This window comes from Microbacterium sp. GbtcB4 (assembly GCF_019091465.1).
Lineage (GTDB): Bacteria > Actinomycetota > Actinomycetes > Actinomycetales > Microbacteriaceae > Microbacterium > Microbacterium paraoxydans.
Window position 1 is genome coordinate 173,282 of sequence record NZ_JAGXJJ010000003.1, and the last position, 13,869, is coordinate 187,150.

The following is a 13,869-nucleotide window of genomic DNA, read 5'->3' on the forward strand; positions in this document are numbered from 1 at the left end:
CTCCTGGGGTGCGGGCCCGGCGAGTAGGCCGCCGGGCCCGCACCCGAGGAGGTCGCGTCAGTGGTCGACGGCCTTCTCCGCGCCGAAGCCGGTGAGCGAGCGCACCTCCATCTCGGCCGCCAGCTCGGGAGACTCGCGCCGCGTGCTGGTGACGGTCCCGAGCCAGCCGAGCGCGAACCCGAGCGGTATGGACACGATGCCCGGGTTGTTCAAGGGCCAGACGGCGATGTCGATCCCCGGGATCATCGACGTCGGCGTGCCGGAGAACACGGGCGACAGGATGATGAGGATGATCGCTGAACCGAGCCCGCCGTACATGCTCCACACCGCGCCCCGCGTCGTGAACCGGCGCCAGAACAGCGAGTAGAGGATCGTCGGCAGATTGGCCGATGCCGCAACCGCGAAGGCGAGCGCGACGAGGAACGCGATGTTCTGCCCCTGCGCCCCGATGCCGCCGACGATCGCGAGGATGCCGATGACGATCACGGTCCGGCGAGCGACCCGCACCTCGCCATTGGGATCGGCCTCGACCGGCTTCCCCGAGGCGTCCTTGCGCCCCTTCTGGATGACGTTCGCGTAGATGTCGTGGGCGAACGACGCCGCCGCCGTGATGGTGAGTCCGGCGACGACCGCGAGGATCGTGGCGAACGCCACCGCGGAGATGAACCCGAGGAGCACCGGACCGCCGAGCTTCAACGCCAGCAGCGGCGCAGCGGAGTTCACTCCCCCGGGTGCCGCGGCGATCACATCGGCGCCGACGAGCGCACCGGCTCCGTAACCGAGCACCAGCGTGAGCAGGTAGAACCCGCCGATCAGCCAGATAGCCCACACCACCGAACGCCGTGCCTCCTTGGCCGTCGGCACGGTGTAGAAACGCATGAGCACGTGCGGCAGACCCGCAGTGCCGAGCACGAGGGCCATGCCCAGCGACAGGAAGTCCCACGGGTTGGCCCCGTACTGCAGACCGGGCGCCAGGACCGCCTCACCCTTGTCGGAGTTGGCCACCGCGGCCTCCAGGAGGGTGTTCAGGCTGAAGCCGTTGATCGCGAGGACCCAGATGGTCATCGCCAGGGCACCGCCGATGAGGAGCACCGCCTTGACGATCTGCACCCAGGTGGTGCCCTTCATGCCGCCGATGAGCACGTAGACGATCATGAGGATGCCGACGACGGCGATGACGACCGACTGCCCGACGCGCCCGTCGATCCCGAGCAGCAGGGACACGAGGCCGCCCGCCCCCGCCATCTGCGCCAGGAGATAGAAGAAGCAGACCGCGAGCGTGGTGATCGCCGCCGCCATCCGCACCGGGCGCTGCTTCAAGCGGAACGAGAGCACGTCCGCCATCGTGAACTTGCCCGTGTTGCGCATGAGCTCCGCCACGAGCAGCAGCGCCACCAGCCAGGCGACGAGGAATCCGATGGAGTAGAGGAATCCGTCGTACCCGTTGATCGCGATGGCGCCGCAGATGCCGAGGAACGACGCGGCGGAGAGATAGTCGCCGGCGATCGCGAATCCGTTCTGGGGCCCGGTGAAGGAACGACCAGCTGCGTAGTAGTCAGCGGCCGTCTTGTTGTTCCGACTGGCGCGGATGACGATGAACAACGTCACCGCGACGAAAGCGAGGAAGATCGAGATGTTGAATACCGGATTGATGTCGAGTGCCACATCCTCGGTGGCCGTGCGGATGATGGTCATGCGTCCGCCTGCGCCTTCTCGAGTTCTTCGCGGATCTCCGATGCCAGCGGGTCGAGCTTCCTATTCGCGAATGCGACATACGCCATCGTGATGGCGAATGTCGTCACGAACTGTCCGAGCCCGAACAGCAGCCCCACGGTGATATCGCCCCAGACGCGCTGCGCCATGAAATCGCGGGCGAATGCCGCCAGCAGCACGTAGACGAAATACCACACGAGGAAGAACGCGGCGAGGGGGAAGATGAAAGAGCGCTGCGTCCGTTTCAATCGCAGGAATCGAGGGGATTGCTCGACGGCGACGTAATCGATCGCACCGTTCTGAGGGGTCGGAACCTGTTCGCTCATGGGGCCTCCTTGCCACATGTCCGCTGCACGCGCGGCTGTCGCCGCCCGAGTGGTAGGGTCGACGCTACGAAACGGGGAACGGTGCCGTCACCCCCGAAAGTAGGTATTCGTGAGCTCTCCGATCACCGTCGAATCCGAGGCGGAGCTCGTCGCCAACGCGGTGCGCGAGCTCGCGCGGCGCACGCGCTTCCCCGTCGCGTTCGGCGGGCTGATCGAAGAGGGCGTCGTGAGCGTCACGAGCATCGTCGGTGCCCGCACGCGTGCTCTCGACGGGCTCCGCGTGCGCCCCGAGCGCGGCCTCGGCGGGCGGGCGATGATGGAGCTGCGCCCGCGGATGACGAGCGACTACGGCTCCTCCCGCCAGATCACCCACGACTACGACGTCTTCGTGCTCGGCGAAGGCCTGCGGACGCTGCTCGCCCTGCCGATCGTCGTCCAGGGGCGCCCGCGCGGCGTGCTCTATGCCGGCGCCTGGGCCGAGGAGAGGATCGGCGGCGTGACGACGGCACCGGCGATGCAGGTCGCCCAATCCGTCGCCGATGAGCTGCGCATCCGGGACGAGGTGCAGCGCCGTCTGCGGGCCGCGTCCCCGTCGCCCGCAACGGTCGCGCCGGCCCAGCGCGAGGAGTTGCGGGAGAGCTTCGCCGAGCTGCGCAGCATCGCCGCCACCGTGGACGACGCCGGCATCCGCGCGCGGCTGGCGCAGGTCGAGCGCCGACTGCTGACCCTCGCCGGTGACGACCTCCCGACGACGACCGGTCCCGTCCCCGTCATCCACCTCTCCCCGCGCGAGACCGACGTCCTCGCGTGCGCCGCCCTCGGATCGACGAATGCGGAGATCGCCGCGCACCTCGGTCTGCGGGAAGGCACCGTCAAGGCCTATCTCGGCACCGCGATGTCGAAATTGGACGCGTCGACGCGGCATGCCGCCGTGACCAAAGCACGTCGCGCGGGCCTGCTTCCCTGAATCGGCATTCTCCACGACCGCGTCATACGGGGCGATGAAGGAGCGGCCTTTGTTGTGCGCATTCCCGCCGCCGCGATAAAGTCGCCGTCATGGCGAGACGAATTGTGCACCAGCTGGTCGACGATATCGACGGCACCGTCCTGGAGGTCGGAGAAGGCGAGACCGTGCATTTCTCGCTGAACGGCACCTCCTACGAGATCGATCTGAATTCCGCGCACGCCGAGGAATTGCGTCAGGCCCTCGAGCCGTACATCACGGCCGGGCGTCGGGCGGGATCCGGTGCGTCCACCGGCGGAGGGCGCTCCTCGTCCTCCTCCTCGTCGCGGAAGCGGCCCTCACGCAACCCCGAGGTCGCGGCGATCCGCGCCTGGGCGAAGGAGAACGGGTACACGCTCTCGGAGCGGGGACGAGTTCCGGCCCCCATCCTCGACGCGTACCGCGCCGCTCATTGATCCGGTCCCGCCCCACCTCACGGTCGGGCGGGATCTTCGTGTACGCCCTGCGTGGCCCACGGCTCGTCACGCAGGGTGATCTCCTCCGTCATGTCCTGGAGGAACCGGATCACCACATCGCGCTCCGCCGCCGACAACCGCGCGGCCGCGTAGAAGCGCTTGGCCTGCTGCCGCCCGACCGTCTCCATCGCGGCGTGCCTGGTCTCCGGAGTGATCGTGATCGCGAGGGCTCGTCGGTCGGTGGGATGCGGCGAGCGCCGGATGTGCCCGCCCTTCTCGAGCCGGTCGAGCAGCTTCGTCGTCGCCGCGGTCGAGACCCCGAGGTGATGGGCGATCCCGCTGGGGGTCGCCACCAGCGACCGATTCGCGCACACGATCAGATAGTGCAGCGCCCGCATGTCGGTCTCGTTCAGCTGCATGTACCGGCGCGACGCCTGCGACAGCCGCTGCTCGGCGTCGCGCAATCCGCCGAGCGCCTCCATGACGCGAGCGATCTGCCGCAGATCCTCCGGCGCGACGCCGGAGCGGTCGATGAGCGTGCTGCGCGGATCGCTGGCCTCGACGTCGTAGATCGCGCCATGGGTCAGGTCGTCCGGCCCCGCGGTCGCCGGCGCCTCGGCGACCGGGGTGGTGCGGGGCTCGGAGTGCATGCGATCATGTTACACACCAACAGCTTCATGCTAAGTTGATATTTCGCCAGGTTAGCTAAAAGACGAGAGGGCGCCATGGACAACGTCACACTCCTCGCCGAAGACGGGACTGCCGTCGGCATCCTGCCGAAGAGCGAAGTCCACACGACCGACACGCCCCTCCACCTCGCCTTCTCCTGCTACGTGCAGGATCGAGAGGGACGCCTGCTCGTCACCCGTCGCGCCCTCGGCAAGCGCACGTGGCCGGGTGTCTGGACCAACAGCTTCTGCGGTCACCCGCAGCCCGGCGAGGACATGATCGAGGCGGTGCGCCGACGCGGCTCCGAGGAACTGGGGGTCCAGGTCAGCGACGTCCGGCTCGCGCTCCCCGACTACCGCTACCGCGCCGTGGACGCGAGCGGCATCGTGGAGAACGAGATCTGCCCGGTGCACGTCGCCGTGATCGACGGGCAGCCCGCCGCGAATCCCGACGAGGTGGCGGAATGGGAATGGGTCGATGTGGACGACCTGCTCGCCGCGGTCATCCGCACCCCCTTCGCCTTCAGCCCCTGGCTCGCGGAGCAGCTCCCGCTCCTTCGACGACACGGAGAGGTCTGAGCCATGGCCGTCACCGTGACAGAGGAAGACCTCGGCACCCGCATCGAGGCGGTGCTGCGACGACGCTTCGCCGAGCGCACGGTCGCCGCCGAGCACTACGGGGCGGAGTTCGCCGCGCTGTGGCACACGGCGGCAGAGCACGCCCTCGGCGGGAAGCTCCTGCGTCCGCGCATGCTCATGGACCTGCTGTCCGCACTCACCGCGGCTCCCCTCACGGCGAAGGACACCGCGCGGGCGATCGACGTGGCCGCTCATGTCGAGCTCCTGCACTTCGCGTTCCTCCTGCACGACGACGTGATCGACGGCGACCTCACGCGCCGCCGCCGCCCCAACCTCATCGGCTCCCTCGTCTCCCGTCGCCCCGACGCCGGTGGCGAGGCGGCCCTGCACTGGGGCCGGTCGAGCGCCATCCTCCTCGGAGACCTCCTCCTGTCCAGTGCCGTGCTCGGGTTCGCCCGCGCCGACATCCCCGCCGCGCGACGGGAGCGGCTCCTCGCCCTCCTCGAGACGACGGTGTTCGAGACCGTCGCGGGCGAGCACTCGGACGTGGCCCTCAGCGACGGCATCATCGCGGCCGACCTCCGCACCATCCTCTCCACGAGCGCGTCGAAGACGGCCGCCTATTCATTCGTCCTCCCCCTCCGCGCGGCGGCCATCCTGTCGGGGGCGTCGACGGCAGCCGAGGAGCAGCTGACCGAGATCGGCGGCCACCTCGGGCTCGCCTACCAGCTCCAGGACGACCTGCTGTCCGTGTTCGGAGACCCGGACACGCACGGCAAGGACCCCTACTCCGACCTCCGCGAGGGCAAGGAGACCGCGATCATCGCCTACGCGCGGATGACCAGCCACTGGCCCGGCATCGAACTGCGATTCGGGGCCACCGACCTCAGCATCGACGACGCGGCGGAGATGCGCGACCGCCTCCGCGAGTGCGGTGCGGAGGGCTTCGTCCGCGGACTCGTGGAGGAGCAGCTGACCGCCGTCTCGACAGTCCTCGCGGAAGCGGAGGAGGCGGGCACGCTCTCCGCCGACGCGGGGCGCGTCGTCCTCGCTCTCGCCGACCGGATCGAGGGCCGCAGCCGATGACCGCGACCCCCGCCGAGCATCGCGACGACGCGGCGCTGCGCCGCTTCAGCCGCACCGCCGAGATCGCGACCTCCAACGTGATCCGCACCTATTCGACATCATTCGGCCTGGCCACTCGCCTCCTCGGTCGACGCCACCGTCAGCACGTCCGCAACATCTACGCCATGGTGCGCATCGCCGACGAGATCGTCGACGGTGTCGCCGCGGAGGCCGGGCTCGACGCGGGCGCCCAGGCGACCGCCCTGGACTCGTACATCGCGGAGACGCATCGGGCGATGCGGACCGGCTACAGCAGCGACCTCATCCTGCACGCGTTCGCGCGGACGGCGCGCGCGTGCGGGATCGGCGAGGAGCTCACGCGGCCGTTCTTCGACTCGATGCGCGCCGACATCGCCGGTGACTCCGGCTTCACGGCCTACGACGCCGACGCGCACGCCGCCTACGTCTACGGGTCGGCGGAGGTCGTGGGCCTCATGTGCCTGCGGGTCTTCCTCCGCGACGCCACGCGGACGCCGGCCGAGCTCGACATCCTCGAGCGCGGGGCTCGGCGGCTGGGAGCCGCGTTCCAGAACGTGAACTTCCTCCGCGATCTGGCCGACGACACGGACCGCCTGCAGCGCGGCTACCTCGGCGGCTCAGCTCGTCTCACCGATGCCGACCGCGACGCCTGGGTCGACACGGTCCACCGTCAGCTCACCGACGCGAGAGCTGCGATCCCGCTGCTCCCGAAGGACGCCCGTGCCGCGGTGCGCAGCGCCCTCGCCCTCTTCGCCGCCCTGACCCGGAAGGTCGCGCGGACGCCGGCCGCGGAGCTGTACCGCCGGCGGGTCCGCGTGCCGGATCCGATCAAGGCGCTGCTCGCCGCGCGTGCCGTCGCCGTCACGAGCCTGGAGCGGGACCGATGAGCCGCGTCGTCATCATCGGCGCGGGGGTGGCCGGCCTGGCGACGGCCGGGCTGCTCGCACGCGACGGCCACGACGTCGTGGTCCTGGAGAAGAACGACCGCGTGGGCGGACGGGCGGGCACCATCGAGCGCGACGGCTTCCGATTCGACTCCGGCCCCTCGTGGTACCTCATGCCCGAGGTGTTCGACCACTACTTCGCGATGATGGGCACGAGCACCGAGGAGCAGCTCGACCTGACCCTGCTCGACCCGGGGTATCGCGTCTTCCGCTCCCCCGAGTCCGGCGACGCTCCGGTCACGGTGCCTGCCGGACGGGACGCCGTCTCGGCGCTGTTCGAGTCGATGGAACCCGGCTCCGCTGCTGCGCTCGACACATACCTCGCCTCCGCCCACGATGCCGGGGCGATGGCGAGGAGGTACTTCCTCTACAACCCGTTCACCAGGACCAGGACGCTGGCCGCGCCCGAGGTGGTGCGCGCGCTCCCTCGGCTCTTCTCGCTGCTCGGCACGCGCCTCCAGGCCTTCGCCGCCCGCCGCTTCCGGAACCCGGTGCTGCGCCAGATCCTGGGCTACCCCGCGGTCTTCCTCGGCACCGATCCCCGGACGGCCCCGGCGATGTACCACCTGATGAGCGCGCTCGACCTCGACCAGGGCGTGCTGTATCCGCAGGGCGGCTTCTGGCGCGTCGTCGAACGGTTGGCGGCGCTGGCCCAGGATGCCGGCGCCCGGATCGTCACCGGCGCGGAGGTCACCGGGATCCGCACCCAGGATGCCGACGGCGCGACCCATGCGACCGGGGTCGGCTGGACGGACCGCGACGGCCACCACCATGTGGAGGACGCGGACATCGTCGTCTCCGGCGCCGATCTGCACCACACGGAGACGGCGCTGCTGCCCCCGACGCTGCAGTCCTACCCGGAGTCCTGGTGGGCGCGGCGCACGAGCGGGCCCGGCGGCGTGCTCGTGATGCTCGGCGTCCGCGGCGCCCTGCCCGAGCTCCCCCATCACTCGCTCTTCTTCACCGACGACTGGGATGCGAACTTCGACGCGATCTTCGGTCGCACCCCTGCCGTCCCCAGCCCGGCGTCCACCTACGTCTGCCGCCCCAGCGCCACCGACGCCGAGGTCGCGCCGGACGGGTACGAGAACCTCTTCGTGCTGGTGCCGGTGCCGGCCGACGTCGATCTCGGGCACGGGGGAAGCGACGGCGCCGGCTCCGCGGCTGTCGAGAAGGCCGCGGACGCCGCGATCGACATGATCGAGACGTGGGCGGGGATCCCCGACCTTCGGGAGCGGATCGTCGTCCGGGAGACCGTGGGGCCTGCCGACTTCCGCGACGACTACCACTCCTGGCGGGGTGGGATGCTCGGGCCCGCGCACATCCTCTCGCAGAGTGCCATGTTCCGCGCGCAGAACGCCTCCCGCCGCGTGCAGGGGCTGTACTACGCCGGAGCGACCACCGCCCCCGGTGTGGGCGTGCCGATGTGCCTCATCAGCGCCGAGATCGTGCTCAAGCGCATCCGGGGCGACCACTCCCCCGGTCCGCTGCCGGAGCCGGCCCCACGGCCGACGAGCGCGGAGCGGGCATGATGGGCGCGATCTATCTGGCCGCCCTGCTCGTCTCCCTCGGCTGCATGCTCCTGCTGGACTGGCGGTTCCGCCTGTTCTTCTGGCGCGACGCCGTGGCGGCGGCCGTCGTCACCGCCGTCGGCCTCGCCTTCTTCCTCGTCTGGGATGTGGCCGGTATCGCGGCGGGGATCTTCTTCCGCGGCGAGGCGGCGATCGCCACGGGCATCGTCCTGGCTCCCGAACTCCCTCTCGAAGAGCCGATCTTCCTCGTCTTCCTCGTCGTGTGCACGATGGTGCTCTACGGCGGCGCGGTGCGCCTCCTGGAGCGCCGCCATGGCACTTCCCAGGCGCAAGGAGCGGCGCGATGACCTACCTGCAGCTGTCCGCCGTGTTCCTCGCCGTCGCCGCTCTCGCCGCGGTCGCCCTCGGCGTCGCCGCACGCCGCACCCCGCACCTCGGCGCCCTCGCGCTGACAGCCCTCGCCCTCCTCGTGCTGACCGCCGTGTTCGACACCGTCATGATCGCCACCGGCCTCTTCCACTACGCGCCCGGCCCGCTCGCCGGCCTGCACATCGGGCTCGCCCCGATCGAGGACTTCGCCTACCCGCTGGCAGGTGTGCTGCTGCTCCCCGCGCTGTGGACCGCCCTCCGCGGGCGCCGCTCCCGGACGCGCGCCGCCGCCCGGACGGAGGAGCAGGCATGACCGATCAGACGTCCCGCACCGGGGGCCCCGGCCGCGACATCGCCCAGATCGTCCTCTCCTCCCGACCGATCAGCTGGATCAACACCGCCTTCCCCTTCGCCGCCGCCTACCTGTTGAGCACCAGGGAGATCGACGCGACGTTCGTGATCGGCACGCTGTACTTCCTCGTCCCGTACAACCTCGCCATGTACGGCATCAACGACGTCTTCGACTACGCCTCCGATCTGGCCAACCCCCGCAAGGGCGGGATCGAGGGCGCCCTGCTGTCCCCGCGGATCCACCGCGCGACGCTGTGGGCGGCGGCGGTCACGAACGTGCCGTTCCTCGTGTACCTGTTCGCGGTCGGTACCCCGGCATCCTGGCTGTGGCTCGCCGTCAGCGTCTTCGCCGTCCTCGCCTACTCGGCACCGGCGCTGCGCTTCAAGGAGCGTCCCTTCCTGGACTCCGTGACCTCGAGCACCCACTTCGTCAGCCCCGCCCTCGTCGGCCTCTCCCTCGCCGGAGCCCCCGTCACGACGACCGCCGTCCTCGTCCTCGTCGCCTTCTTCCTCTGGGGCATGGCGGCCCACGCCTTCGGCGCCGTGCAGGACATCGGGCCCGATCGCGAGGGCGGCATCTCGTCCATCGCGACCGTGATCGGAGCCAGGGCCACCGTCCGGCTCTCCCTCGTGCTCTGGACGATCGCCGGCGCCGCGATGCTGCTGACCCCCTGGCCCGGACCGCTCGCCGCCGTGCTGGCGCTGCCCTACATCGTCAACGCCGCGCCGTGGTGGAACGTCACCGACGAGACCTCGGCCGGCACGAACCGCGCCTGGCGCCGGTTCATCGCGCTCAACTACATCGCTGGCTTCCTCGCCACGATGATCCTCATCCTCGCCTGGGTCTCCTGACCCGTCGCACCCTCCCCGACCGCCCGCCTGAAAGGACCCCGATGTCCCGCCCCGCCCCCGCACCGACGCCGCCGACCCGCGAGCGCACCCGCCGCCATTCCTGGCTGCGGGTGTTCCTGCCCGTCGCCCTCATCCTGGTGTGGCTCGCGGGTGCGTCCTTCGGCGGTCCGCTGTTCGGGAAGGTCGACGAGGTGTCGTCGAACGACCAGACCACCTACCTCCCGGAGTCCGCGGACGCCACGACCGTGCAGCAGCTCCTCGGCGAGTTCACCGACAGCGACGCCATCCCGGCGATCGCGGTGTTCACCTCGGAGGAGGAGCTGACGCCGTCCGAGCTCGAAGCGATCTCCGACGCGGTGGCCGACGCGCCGGACGTGGAGGGCGTCGCGGACGACGTCTCCCCGGCGCTGCCGTCCGAGGACGGCCGCGCCGTGCAGGCCTTCATCCCGATCGACGGCGACGCCGAGCTCAGCGATGCCACCACCGCTCTCGGCGATGAGCTGCGCGCCGCGGTGCCGGACGGCATCACGGTCTACATCACCGGTCCTGCGGGCTTCACGGCCGACCTCGCCGCGGGGTTCGCCGGCATCGACGGCCTCCTCCTCGGCGTCGCCCTGCTCGCCGTGCTCGTGATCCTCGTGCTCGTCTACCGCTCGTTCCTGCTGCCGCTCGTCGTGCTCTCCACGAGCCTGTTCGCCCTGTGCGTCGCGCTCCTCGTCGTCTGGTGGCTGGCCAAGTGGGAGATCCTGCTGCTCAGCGGGCAGACCCAGGGCATCCTCTTCATCCTCGTGATCGGCGCCGCCACCGACTACGCGCTGCTCTTCGTCGCGCGGTTCCGGGAGGAGCTGCGGGTCTCGCAGGACAAGGGCGTCGCGCTCCTCGCCGCGTGGAAGGGGTCGGTCGAGCCGATCGTCGCGTCCGGGGGCACCGTGATCGCGGGACTCCTGTGCCTGCTGCTCAGCGACCTGAAGTCGAACAGCACCCTCGGCCCGGTCGCGGCGATCGGCATCGTGTTCGCGATGCTGTCCGCGCTCACGCTCCTGCCCTCGCTGCTGCTGCTGTTCGGGCGCGCGGTCTTCTGGCCGCGGCGTCCCCGCTTCGAGCCCGCGGTCGTTGCCGAGGAGCACGGCATGCGCACCACCGGCCTCTGGGCACGACTGTCCGGCCTCATCAAGAAGCGCCCGCGCGTGATCTGGATCGCGACCACGCTCGTCCTCCTCGCGGGCGCGGCCGGGGTCACCCAGCTGGACGCTCAGGGGGTGCCGCAGTCCGACCTCGTGCTCGGGGCCTCCGAGGCGCGCGACGGCCAGGTCGCGCTCGGCGAGCACTTCCCCGGCGGCTCGGGGAGCCCGGTCTCCGTGATCGTCGACGAGGACAACCTGCAGGATGCCGCCGACGTGCTCCTCGCGAACGACGGGATCGACGGGGTGACCGTCACCGCGGCCGACTCGCCGAGCGGATCCGCGCCGGTGACGGCAGACGGGATCACGGCCGTCGGCCCTCCCGGGACCCCGGCTCCCGACCCCACGACGGTCGACGGTCAGGTGCTCCTGCAGGCGACGCTGACGGACGCCGCTGACTCTGCGGCCGCGGCCTCCACCGTGCGCGAGCTGCGGGGAGAGCTCGATGACCTCGGCGCCGTGGTGGGCGGGGTGACGGCCACCTCGATCGATACGAACGACGCGTCCATCCACGACCGCAACCTCATCATCCCGGTGATCCTCGTCGTGATCATGATCATCCTCATGCTGCTGCTGCGCTCGATCCTCGCGCCGGTGCTGCTGATCCTCACGACGGTGCTGTCCTTCGGTACGGCCATGGGGGTCTCGGCCCTCGTGTTCAACGGCATCTTCGACTTCCCCGGCGCCGATCCCGCCGTCCCGCTCTACGGCTTCGTGTTCCTCGTCGCCCTGGGCATCGACTACAACATCTTCCTCATGACGCGGGTGCGGGAAGAGTCGAAGCAGCACGGGACGAGGGAGGGCATCCTGCGCGGGCTCTCGATCACCGGAGGCGTCATCACCTCCGCGGGCCTGGTGCTGGCGGCGACCTTCGCGGCGCTGTCGGTGATCCCGATCCTCTTCCTCGTGCAGCTCGCGTTCATCGTCGCGTTCGGAGTGCTGCTGGACACCTTCGTGGTGCGCTCGCTGCTCGTGCCGGCGCTCGCGTACGACATCGGCAAGCCCATCTGGTGGCCGTCGAAGCTCTGGCGGCGCGGACGCCCCTGACGCGTGCGGAAGCGGGAGTGCCCTCGACAGGATTCGAACCTGCGACCTGCCCTTTAGGAGAGGGCTGCTCTATCCTGCTGAGCTACGAGGGCGCGCAACCCAGTCTACGGGACCAGGGTTGCGCGCCCTCGCGCCGTCCGTCACGCGGCGAGGGCGAGGTAGGGTTCCCACCGAGGATCGCTGCGCTCCACCCCGCGTACCGTCCATGCCGTTCCGTGCGGCGGTCGCGGCGTGAACCGCAGCTGCCACCGCATCTCCTGCGGGGTGCGGTTGCTCTTGAGGTTGTTGCAGCGCAGGCAGCACGCGACGAGGTTCTCCCAGGAGTCCGCGCCGCCGCGCGACCGTGGCAGGACGTGGTCGATGGTCGCAGCGGCCTTGCCGCAGTATCCGCAGCGATGCCCGTCACGCCGCAGCACGCCACGTCGCGTGACCGGCACGCGACGGCTGAGGGGGACGCGCACGTAGCGGGAGAGGATGATCACCGCCGGGCGATCGTAGACGCCGTGAGTACCCCAGACAGGGTCGTCCTCGACTCTCTCGATGACCGTCGCCTTGTCGTTCATCACCAGCACGAGGGCTCTCTTGAAGGACACGATCGCCAACGGCTCGTATCCGGCGTTCAGGACCAGTGTGCGCATTCGTCATCCTCTCGATCCGCCGGGACGGCTTCCCGGCACTCTCGACTCACACGACGTCGTGCAGGAGGAAGAGTGTTCGCAGGGACGAAAAAAGGCGCCGTCTACAGACGGCGCCTCTCGCGCGCGGCAGCACCGCGGCATCCCTGCGGGCAATGCCGAAGGACGTGACGACCGAGAGCGTCCATGGTTCGGATGCTCGGTGTTCGCTCCATCAGCCTCTCCCGTCTGTATGACGACGGGTTCAGGCTAACCCATCCCGCGAGGACCGAGGCGAAACGGGAGATGAATGCTCGAGAACGTGTCCCGCTCAGCCGGCGTTGACGGAGAGCCAGGACATCGGCTCGACCAGACCGCCGTTGATCCAGACCTCGAAGTGGAGGTGGTTCGCGGTCGACCGGCCCGTGCTGCCGACGTAGCCGATCAGCTGCCCGGCGGCGACGGTCTGGCCGGCCTGCACCTGGCGCGACCCGTAGAGCATGTGGCCGTACGTGGTCTGGACCTGCTGTCCGCCCACGACGCTGTCCAGCATGACGGCGACGCCGTAGCCGCCGATGCTCTCGGCCGAGGCGCGCACGACGCCTGCGGCGGCGGCATAGATCGGCGTACCGGCCGGCGCGAGCATGTCGGCGCCGTTGTGGCCGCCGCCGACGGTACGGCTGACGTTCCACGAGCCGAGCGGCAAGGGGTAGCGGACCTGGCCGGAGCCGGGGGCGACGAGCGCGTAGCCGGACGTGTTGAAGGTGCCTGAGGACGGCGCGGACGCGGAGGCGGACGCGGTGGCAGCAGCGGCACGGGCCGCGGCGGCGGCCGCTTCTTCTGCCTTCTTCTTCTCGATCTCCTCCGGCGTGGTCGCGCTGAAGGCGCCACGGACGAGCGGAGCCGCCGTGGCCTCCGATGCGACGACGAGCGACTGAGCGTCGACCGCGGCGAGCTGCTGCACGGTCTGCGCCGTGGCGTCCGTCGGCTTCGAGGCCGCGTAGGCGGGGAGCGCGACGGCGGCGACGAGAGCACCGACGGCACCGAAGATCGCCACCGACCGGAGAGGGGCTGCGATCTTCCGAGCACTGACCCTGGCACCGGTGCGCCGGGCGGGTACTCGATCTTCAGATGTCTTCGCGGTCGGTTCGATGTCTGCGGCCAAAACGT

At 70.2% G+C, this 13,869-nt stretch carries 15 protein-coding genes and 1 tRNA gene; 10 read left to right on the top strand and 6 right to left on the bottom strand.

Annotation, left to right across the window (positions count from 1 at the left end; all coding sequences use genetic code 11):
- Positions 1-57: 57 nt before the first annotated feature.
- Both KVS71_RS06735 and KVS71_RS06740 read right to left on the bottom strand, forming a co-directional pair.
- Entirely contained in the window at positions 58-1,695 is a 1,638-nt protein-coding gene (locus tag KVS71_RS06735; RefSeq protein ID WP_060921783.1) for a cation acetate symporter, read from the bottom strand.
- On the bottom strand, positions 1,692-2,039 hold the full coding sequence (locus KVS71_RS06740) for a DUF485 domain-containing protein (protein WP_060921784.1): 348 nt from the start codon (positions 2,037-2,039) through the stop codon (positions 1,692-1,694). Before KVS71_RS06740 ends, KVS71_RS06735 begins: the two co-directional genes overlap by 4 nt.
- Before the next feature lie 109 nt (positions 2,040-2,148).
- On the opposite strand from KVS71_RS06740, the gene KVS71_RS06745 reads away from it, so the two are divergent.
- A complete protein-coding gene (locus KVS71_RS06745; RefSeq protein ID WP_060921785.1) occupies positions 2,149-3,006 on the top strand; it encodes a LuxR C-terminal-related transcriptional regulator in 858 nt (285 codons plus the stop codon).
- Between the two features lie 89 nt (positions 3,007-3,095).
- Positions 3,096-3,458 carry an Lsr2 family protein gene (locus KVS71_RS06750; protein WP_025105548.1) on the top strand — a complete coding sequence of 121 codons (363 nt, stop codon included), beginning with the start codon at positions 3,096-3,098 and terminating at the stop codon, positions 3,456-3,458.
- 17 nt (positions 3,459-3,475) lie between these two features.
- On the opposite strand, the gene KVS71_RS06755 is transcribed toward KVS71_RS06750, so the two are convergent.
- Positions 3,476-4,108 (bottom strand): MarR family winged helix-turn-helix transcriptional regulator, encoded by a 633-nt coding sequence (locus tag KVS71_RS06755; RefSeq protein WP_105950249.1) that lies wholly within the window; start codon positions 4,106-4,108, stop codon positions 3,476-3,478.
- Positions 4,109-4,183: 75 nt separating this feature from the next.
- Here KVS71_RS06755 and idi point away from each other — a divergent pair, with 75 nt between their 5' ends.
- Genes idi through KVS71_RS06795 form a run of 8 tightly spaced genes read left to right on the top strand, consistent with a single transcriptional unit; the run spans position 4,184 to position 12,085 of the window.
- Positions 4,184-4,705, top strand: coding sequence for an isopentenyl-diphosphate Delta-isomerase (idi, locus tag KVS71_RS06760; protein ID WP_060921787.1), 522 nt, complete (start codon positions 4,184-4,186; stop codon positions 4,703-4,705).
- A 3-nt stretch (positions 4,706-4,708) separates the two neighbouring features.
- Complete coding sequence (locus KVS71_RS06765) at positions 4,709-5,791, top strand: polyprenyl synthetase family protein (protein WP_217584186.1); 1,083 nt, start codon at positions 4,709-4,711, stop codon at positions 5,789-5,791.
- Positions 5,788-6,696, top strand: coding sequence for a squalene/phytoene synthase family protein (locus tag KVS71_RS06770; protein WP_217584187.1), 909 nt, complete (start codon positions 5,788-5,790; stop codon positions 6,694-6,696). The genes KVS71_RS06765 and KVS71_RS06770 overlap by 4 nt, the downstream gene beginning before the upstream one ends.
- A complete protein-coding gene (gene crtI / locus KVS71_RS06775; RefSeq protein ID WP_217584188.1) occupies positions 6,693-8,285 on the top strand; it encodes a phytoene desaturase family protein in 1,593 nt (530 codons plus the stop codon). The genes KVS71_RS06770 and crtI overlap by 4 nt, the downstream gene beginning before the upstream one ends.
- Positions 8,285-8,632 carry a lycopene cyclase domain-containing protein gene (locus KVS71_RS06780; protein WP_060921791.1) on the top strand — a complete coding sequence of 116 codons (348 nt, stop codon included), beginning with the start codon at positions 8,285-8,287 and terminating at the stop codon, positions 8,630-8,632. Before crtI ends, KVS71_RS06780 begins: the two co-directional genes overlap by 1 nt.
- Positions 8,629-8,967, top strand: coding sequence for a lycopene cyclase domain-containing protein (locus KVS71_RS06785; RefSeq protein ID WP_144882434.1), 339 nt, complete (start codon positions 8,629-8,631; stop codon positions 8,965-8,967). The genes KVS71_RS06780 and KVS71_RS06785 overlap by 4 nt, the downstream gene beginning before the upstream one ends.
- Positions 8,964-9,857 (top strand): prenyltransferase, encoded by an 894-nt coding sequence (locus KVS71_RS06790; protein WP_217584189.1) that lies wholly within the window; start codon positions 8,964-8,966, stop codon positions 9,855-9,857. The genes KVS71_RS06785 and KVS71_RS06790 overlap by 4 nt, the downstream gene beginning before the upstream one ends.
- A gap of 41 nt (positions 9,858-9,898) precedes the next feature.
- Positions 9,899-12,085 carry an MMPL family transporter gene (locus KVS71_RS06795; protein ID WP_217584190.1) on the top strand — a complete coding sequence of 729 codons (2,187 nt, stop codon included), beginning with the start codon at positions 9,899-9,901 and terminating at the stop codon, positions 12,083-12,085.
- A gap of 18 nt (positions 12,086-12,103) precedes the next feature.
- Here the strand turns inward: KVS71_RS06795 and KVS71_RS06800 are convergent.
- From KVS71_RS06800 to KVS71_RS06810, 3 genes are all read right to left on the bottom strand, one after another.
- Positions 12,104-12,177, bottom strand: a tRNA-Arg gene (locus tag KVS71_RS06800).
- A gap of 48 nt (positions 12,178-12,225) precedes the next feature.
- Positions 12,226-12,723, bottom strand: coding sequence for an HNH endonuclease (locus KVS71_RS06805; RefSeq protein WP_060921795.1), 498 nt, complete (start codon positions 12,721-12,723; stop codon positions 12,226-12,228).
- A 307-nt stretch (positions 12,724-13,030) separates the two neighbouring features.
- Positions 13,031-13,756 carry a M23 family metallopeptidase gene (locus KVS71_RS06810; protein WP_231919647.1) on the bottom strand — a complete coding sequence of 242 codons (726 nt, stop codon included), beginning with the start codon at positions 13,754-13,756 and terminating at the stop codon, positions 13,031-13,033.
- Positions 13,757-13,869: the final 113 nt, after the last annotated feature.

What these genes read in the sequence shown, in the direction of transcription:
- KVS71_RS06750 (WP_025105548.1), top strand. Translation starts at nt 3,096, where the DNA reads ATGGCGAGACGAATTGTGCACCAGCTGGTCGACGATATCGACGGCACC.
- KVS71_RS06740 (WP_060921784.1), bottom strand. Translation starts at nt 2,039, where the DNA reads ATGAGCGAACAGGTTCCGACCCCTCAGAACGGTGCGATCGATTACGTC.
- KVS71_RS06765 (WP_217584186.1), top strand. Translation starts at nt 4,709, where the DNA reads ATGGCCGTCACCGTGACAGAGGAAGACCTCGGCACCCGCATCGAGGCG.
- KVS71_RS06770 (WP_217584187.1), top strand. Translation starts at nt 5,788, where the DNA reads ATGACCGCGACCCCCGCCGAGCATCGCGACGACGCGGCGCTGCGCCGC.
- KVS71_RS06805 (WP_060921795.1), bottom strand. Translation starts at nt 12,723, where the DNA reads ATGCGCACACTGGTCCTGAACGCCGGATACGAGCCGTTGGCGATCGTG.
- idi (WP_060921787.1), top strand. Translation starts at nt 4,184, where the DNA reads ATGGACAACGTCACACTCCTCGCCGAAGACGGGACTGCCGTCGGCATC.
- crtI (WP_217584188.1), top strand. Translation starts at nt 6,693, where the DNA reads ATGAGCCGCGTCGTCATCATCGGCGCGGGGGTGGCCGGCCTGGCGACG.
- KVS71_RS06755 (WP_105950249.1), bottom strand. Translation starts at nt 4,108, where the DNA reads ATGCACTCCGAGCCCCGCACCACCCCGGTCGCCGAGGCGCCGGCGACC.
- KVS71_RS06795 (WP_217584190.1), top strand. Translation starts at nt 9,899, where the DNA reads ATGTCCCGCCCCGCCCCCGCACCGACGCCGCCGACCCGCGAGCGCACC.
- KVS71_RS06780 (WP_060921791.1), top strand. Translation starts at nt 8,285, where the DNA reads ATGGGCGCGATCTATCTGGCCGCCCTGCTCGTCTCCCTCGGCTGCATG.
- KVS71_RS06735 (WP_060921783.1), bottom strand. Translation starts at nt 1,695, where the DNA reads ATGACCATCATCCGCACGGCCACCGAGGATGTGGCACTCGACATCAAT.
- KVS71_RS06785 (WP_144882434.1), top strand. Translation starts at nt 8,629, where the DNA reads ATGACCTACCTGCAGCTGTCCGCCGTGTTCCTCGCCGTCGCCGCTCTC.
- KVS71_RS06790 (WP_217584189.1), top strand. Translation starts at nt 8,964, where the DNA reads ATGACCGATCAGACGTCCCGCACCGGGGGCCCCGGCCGCGACATCGCC.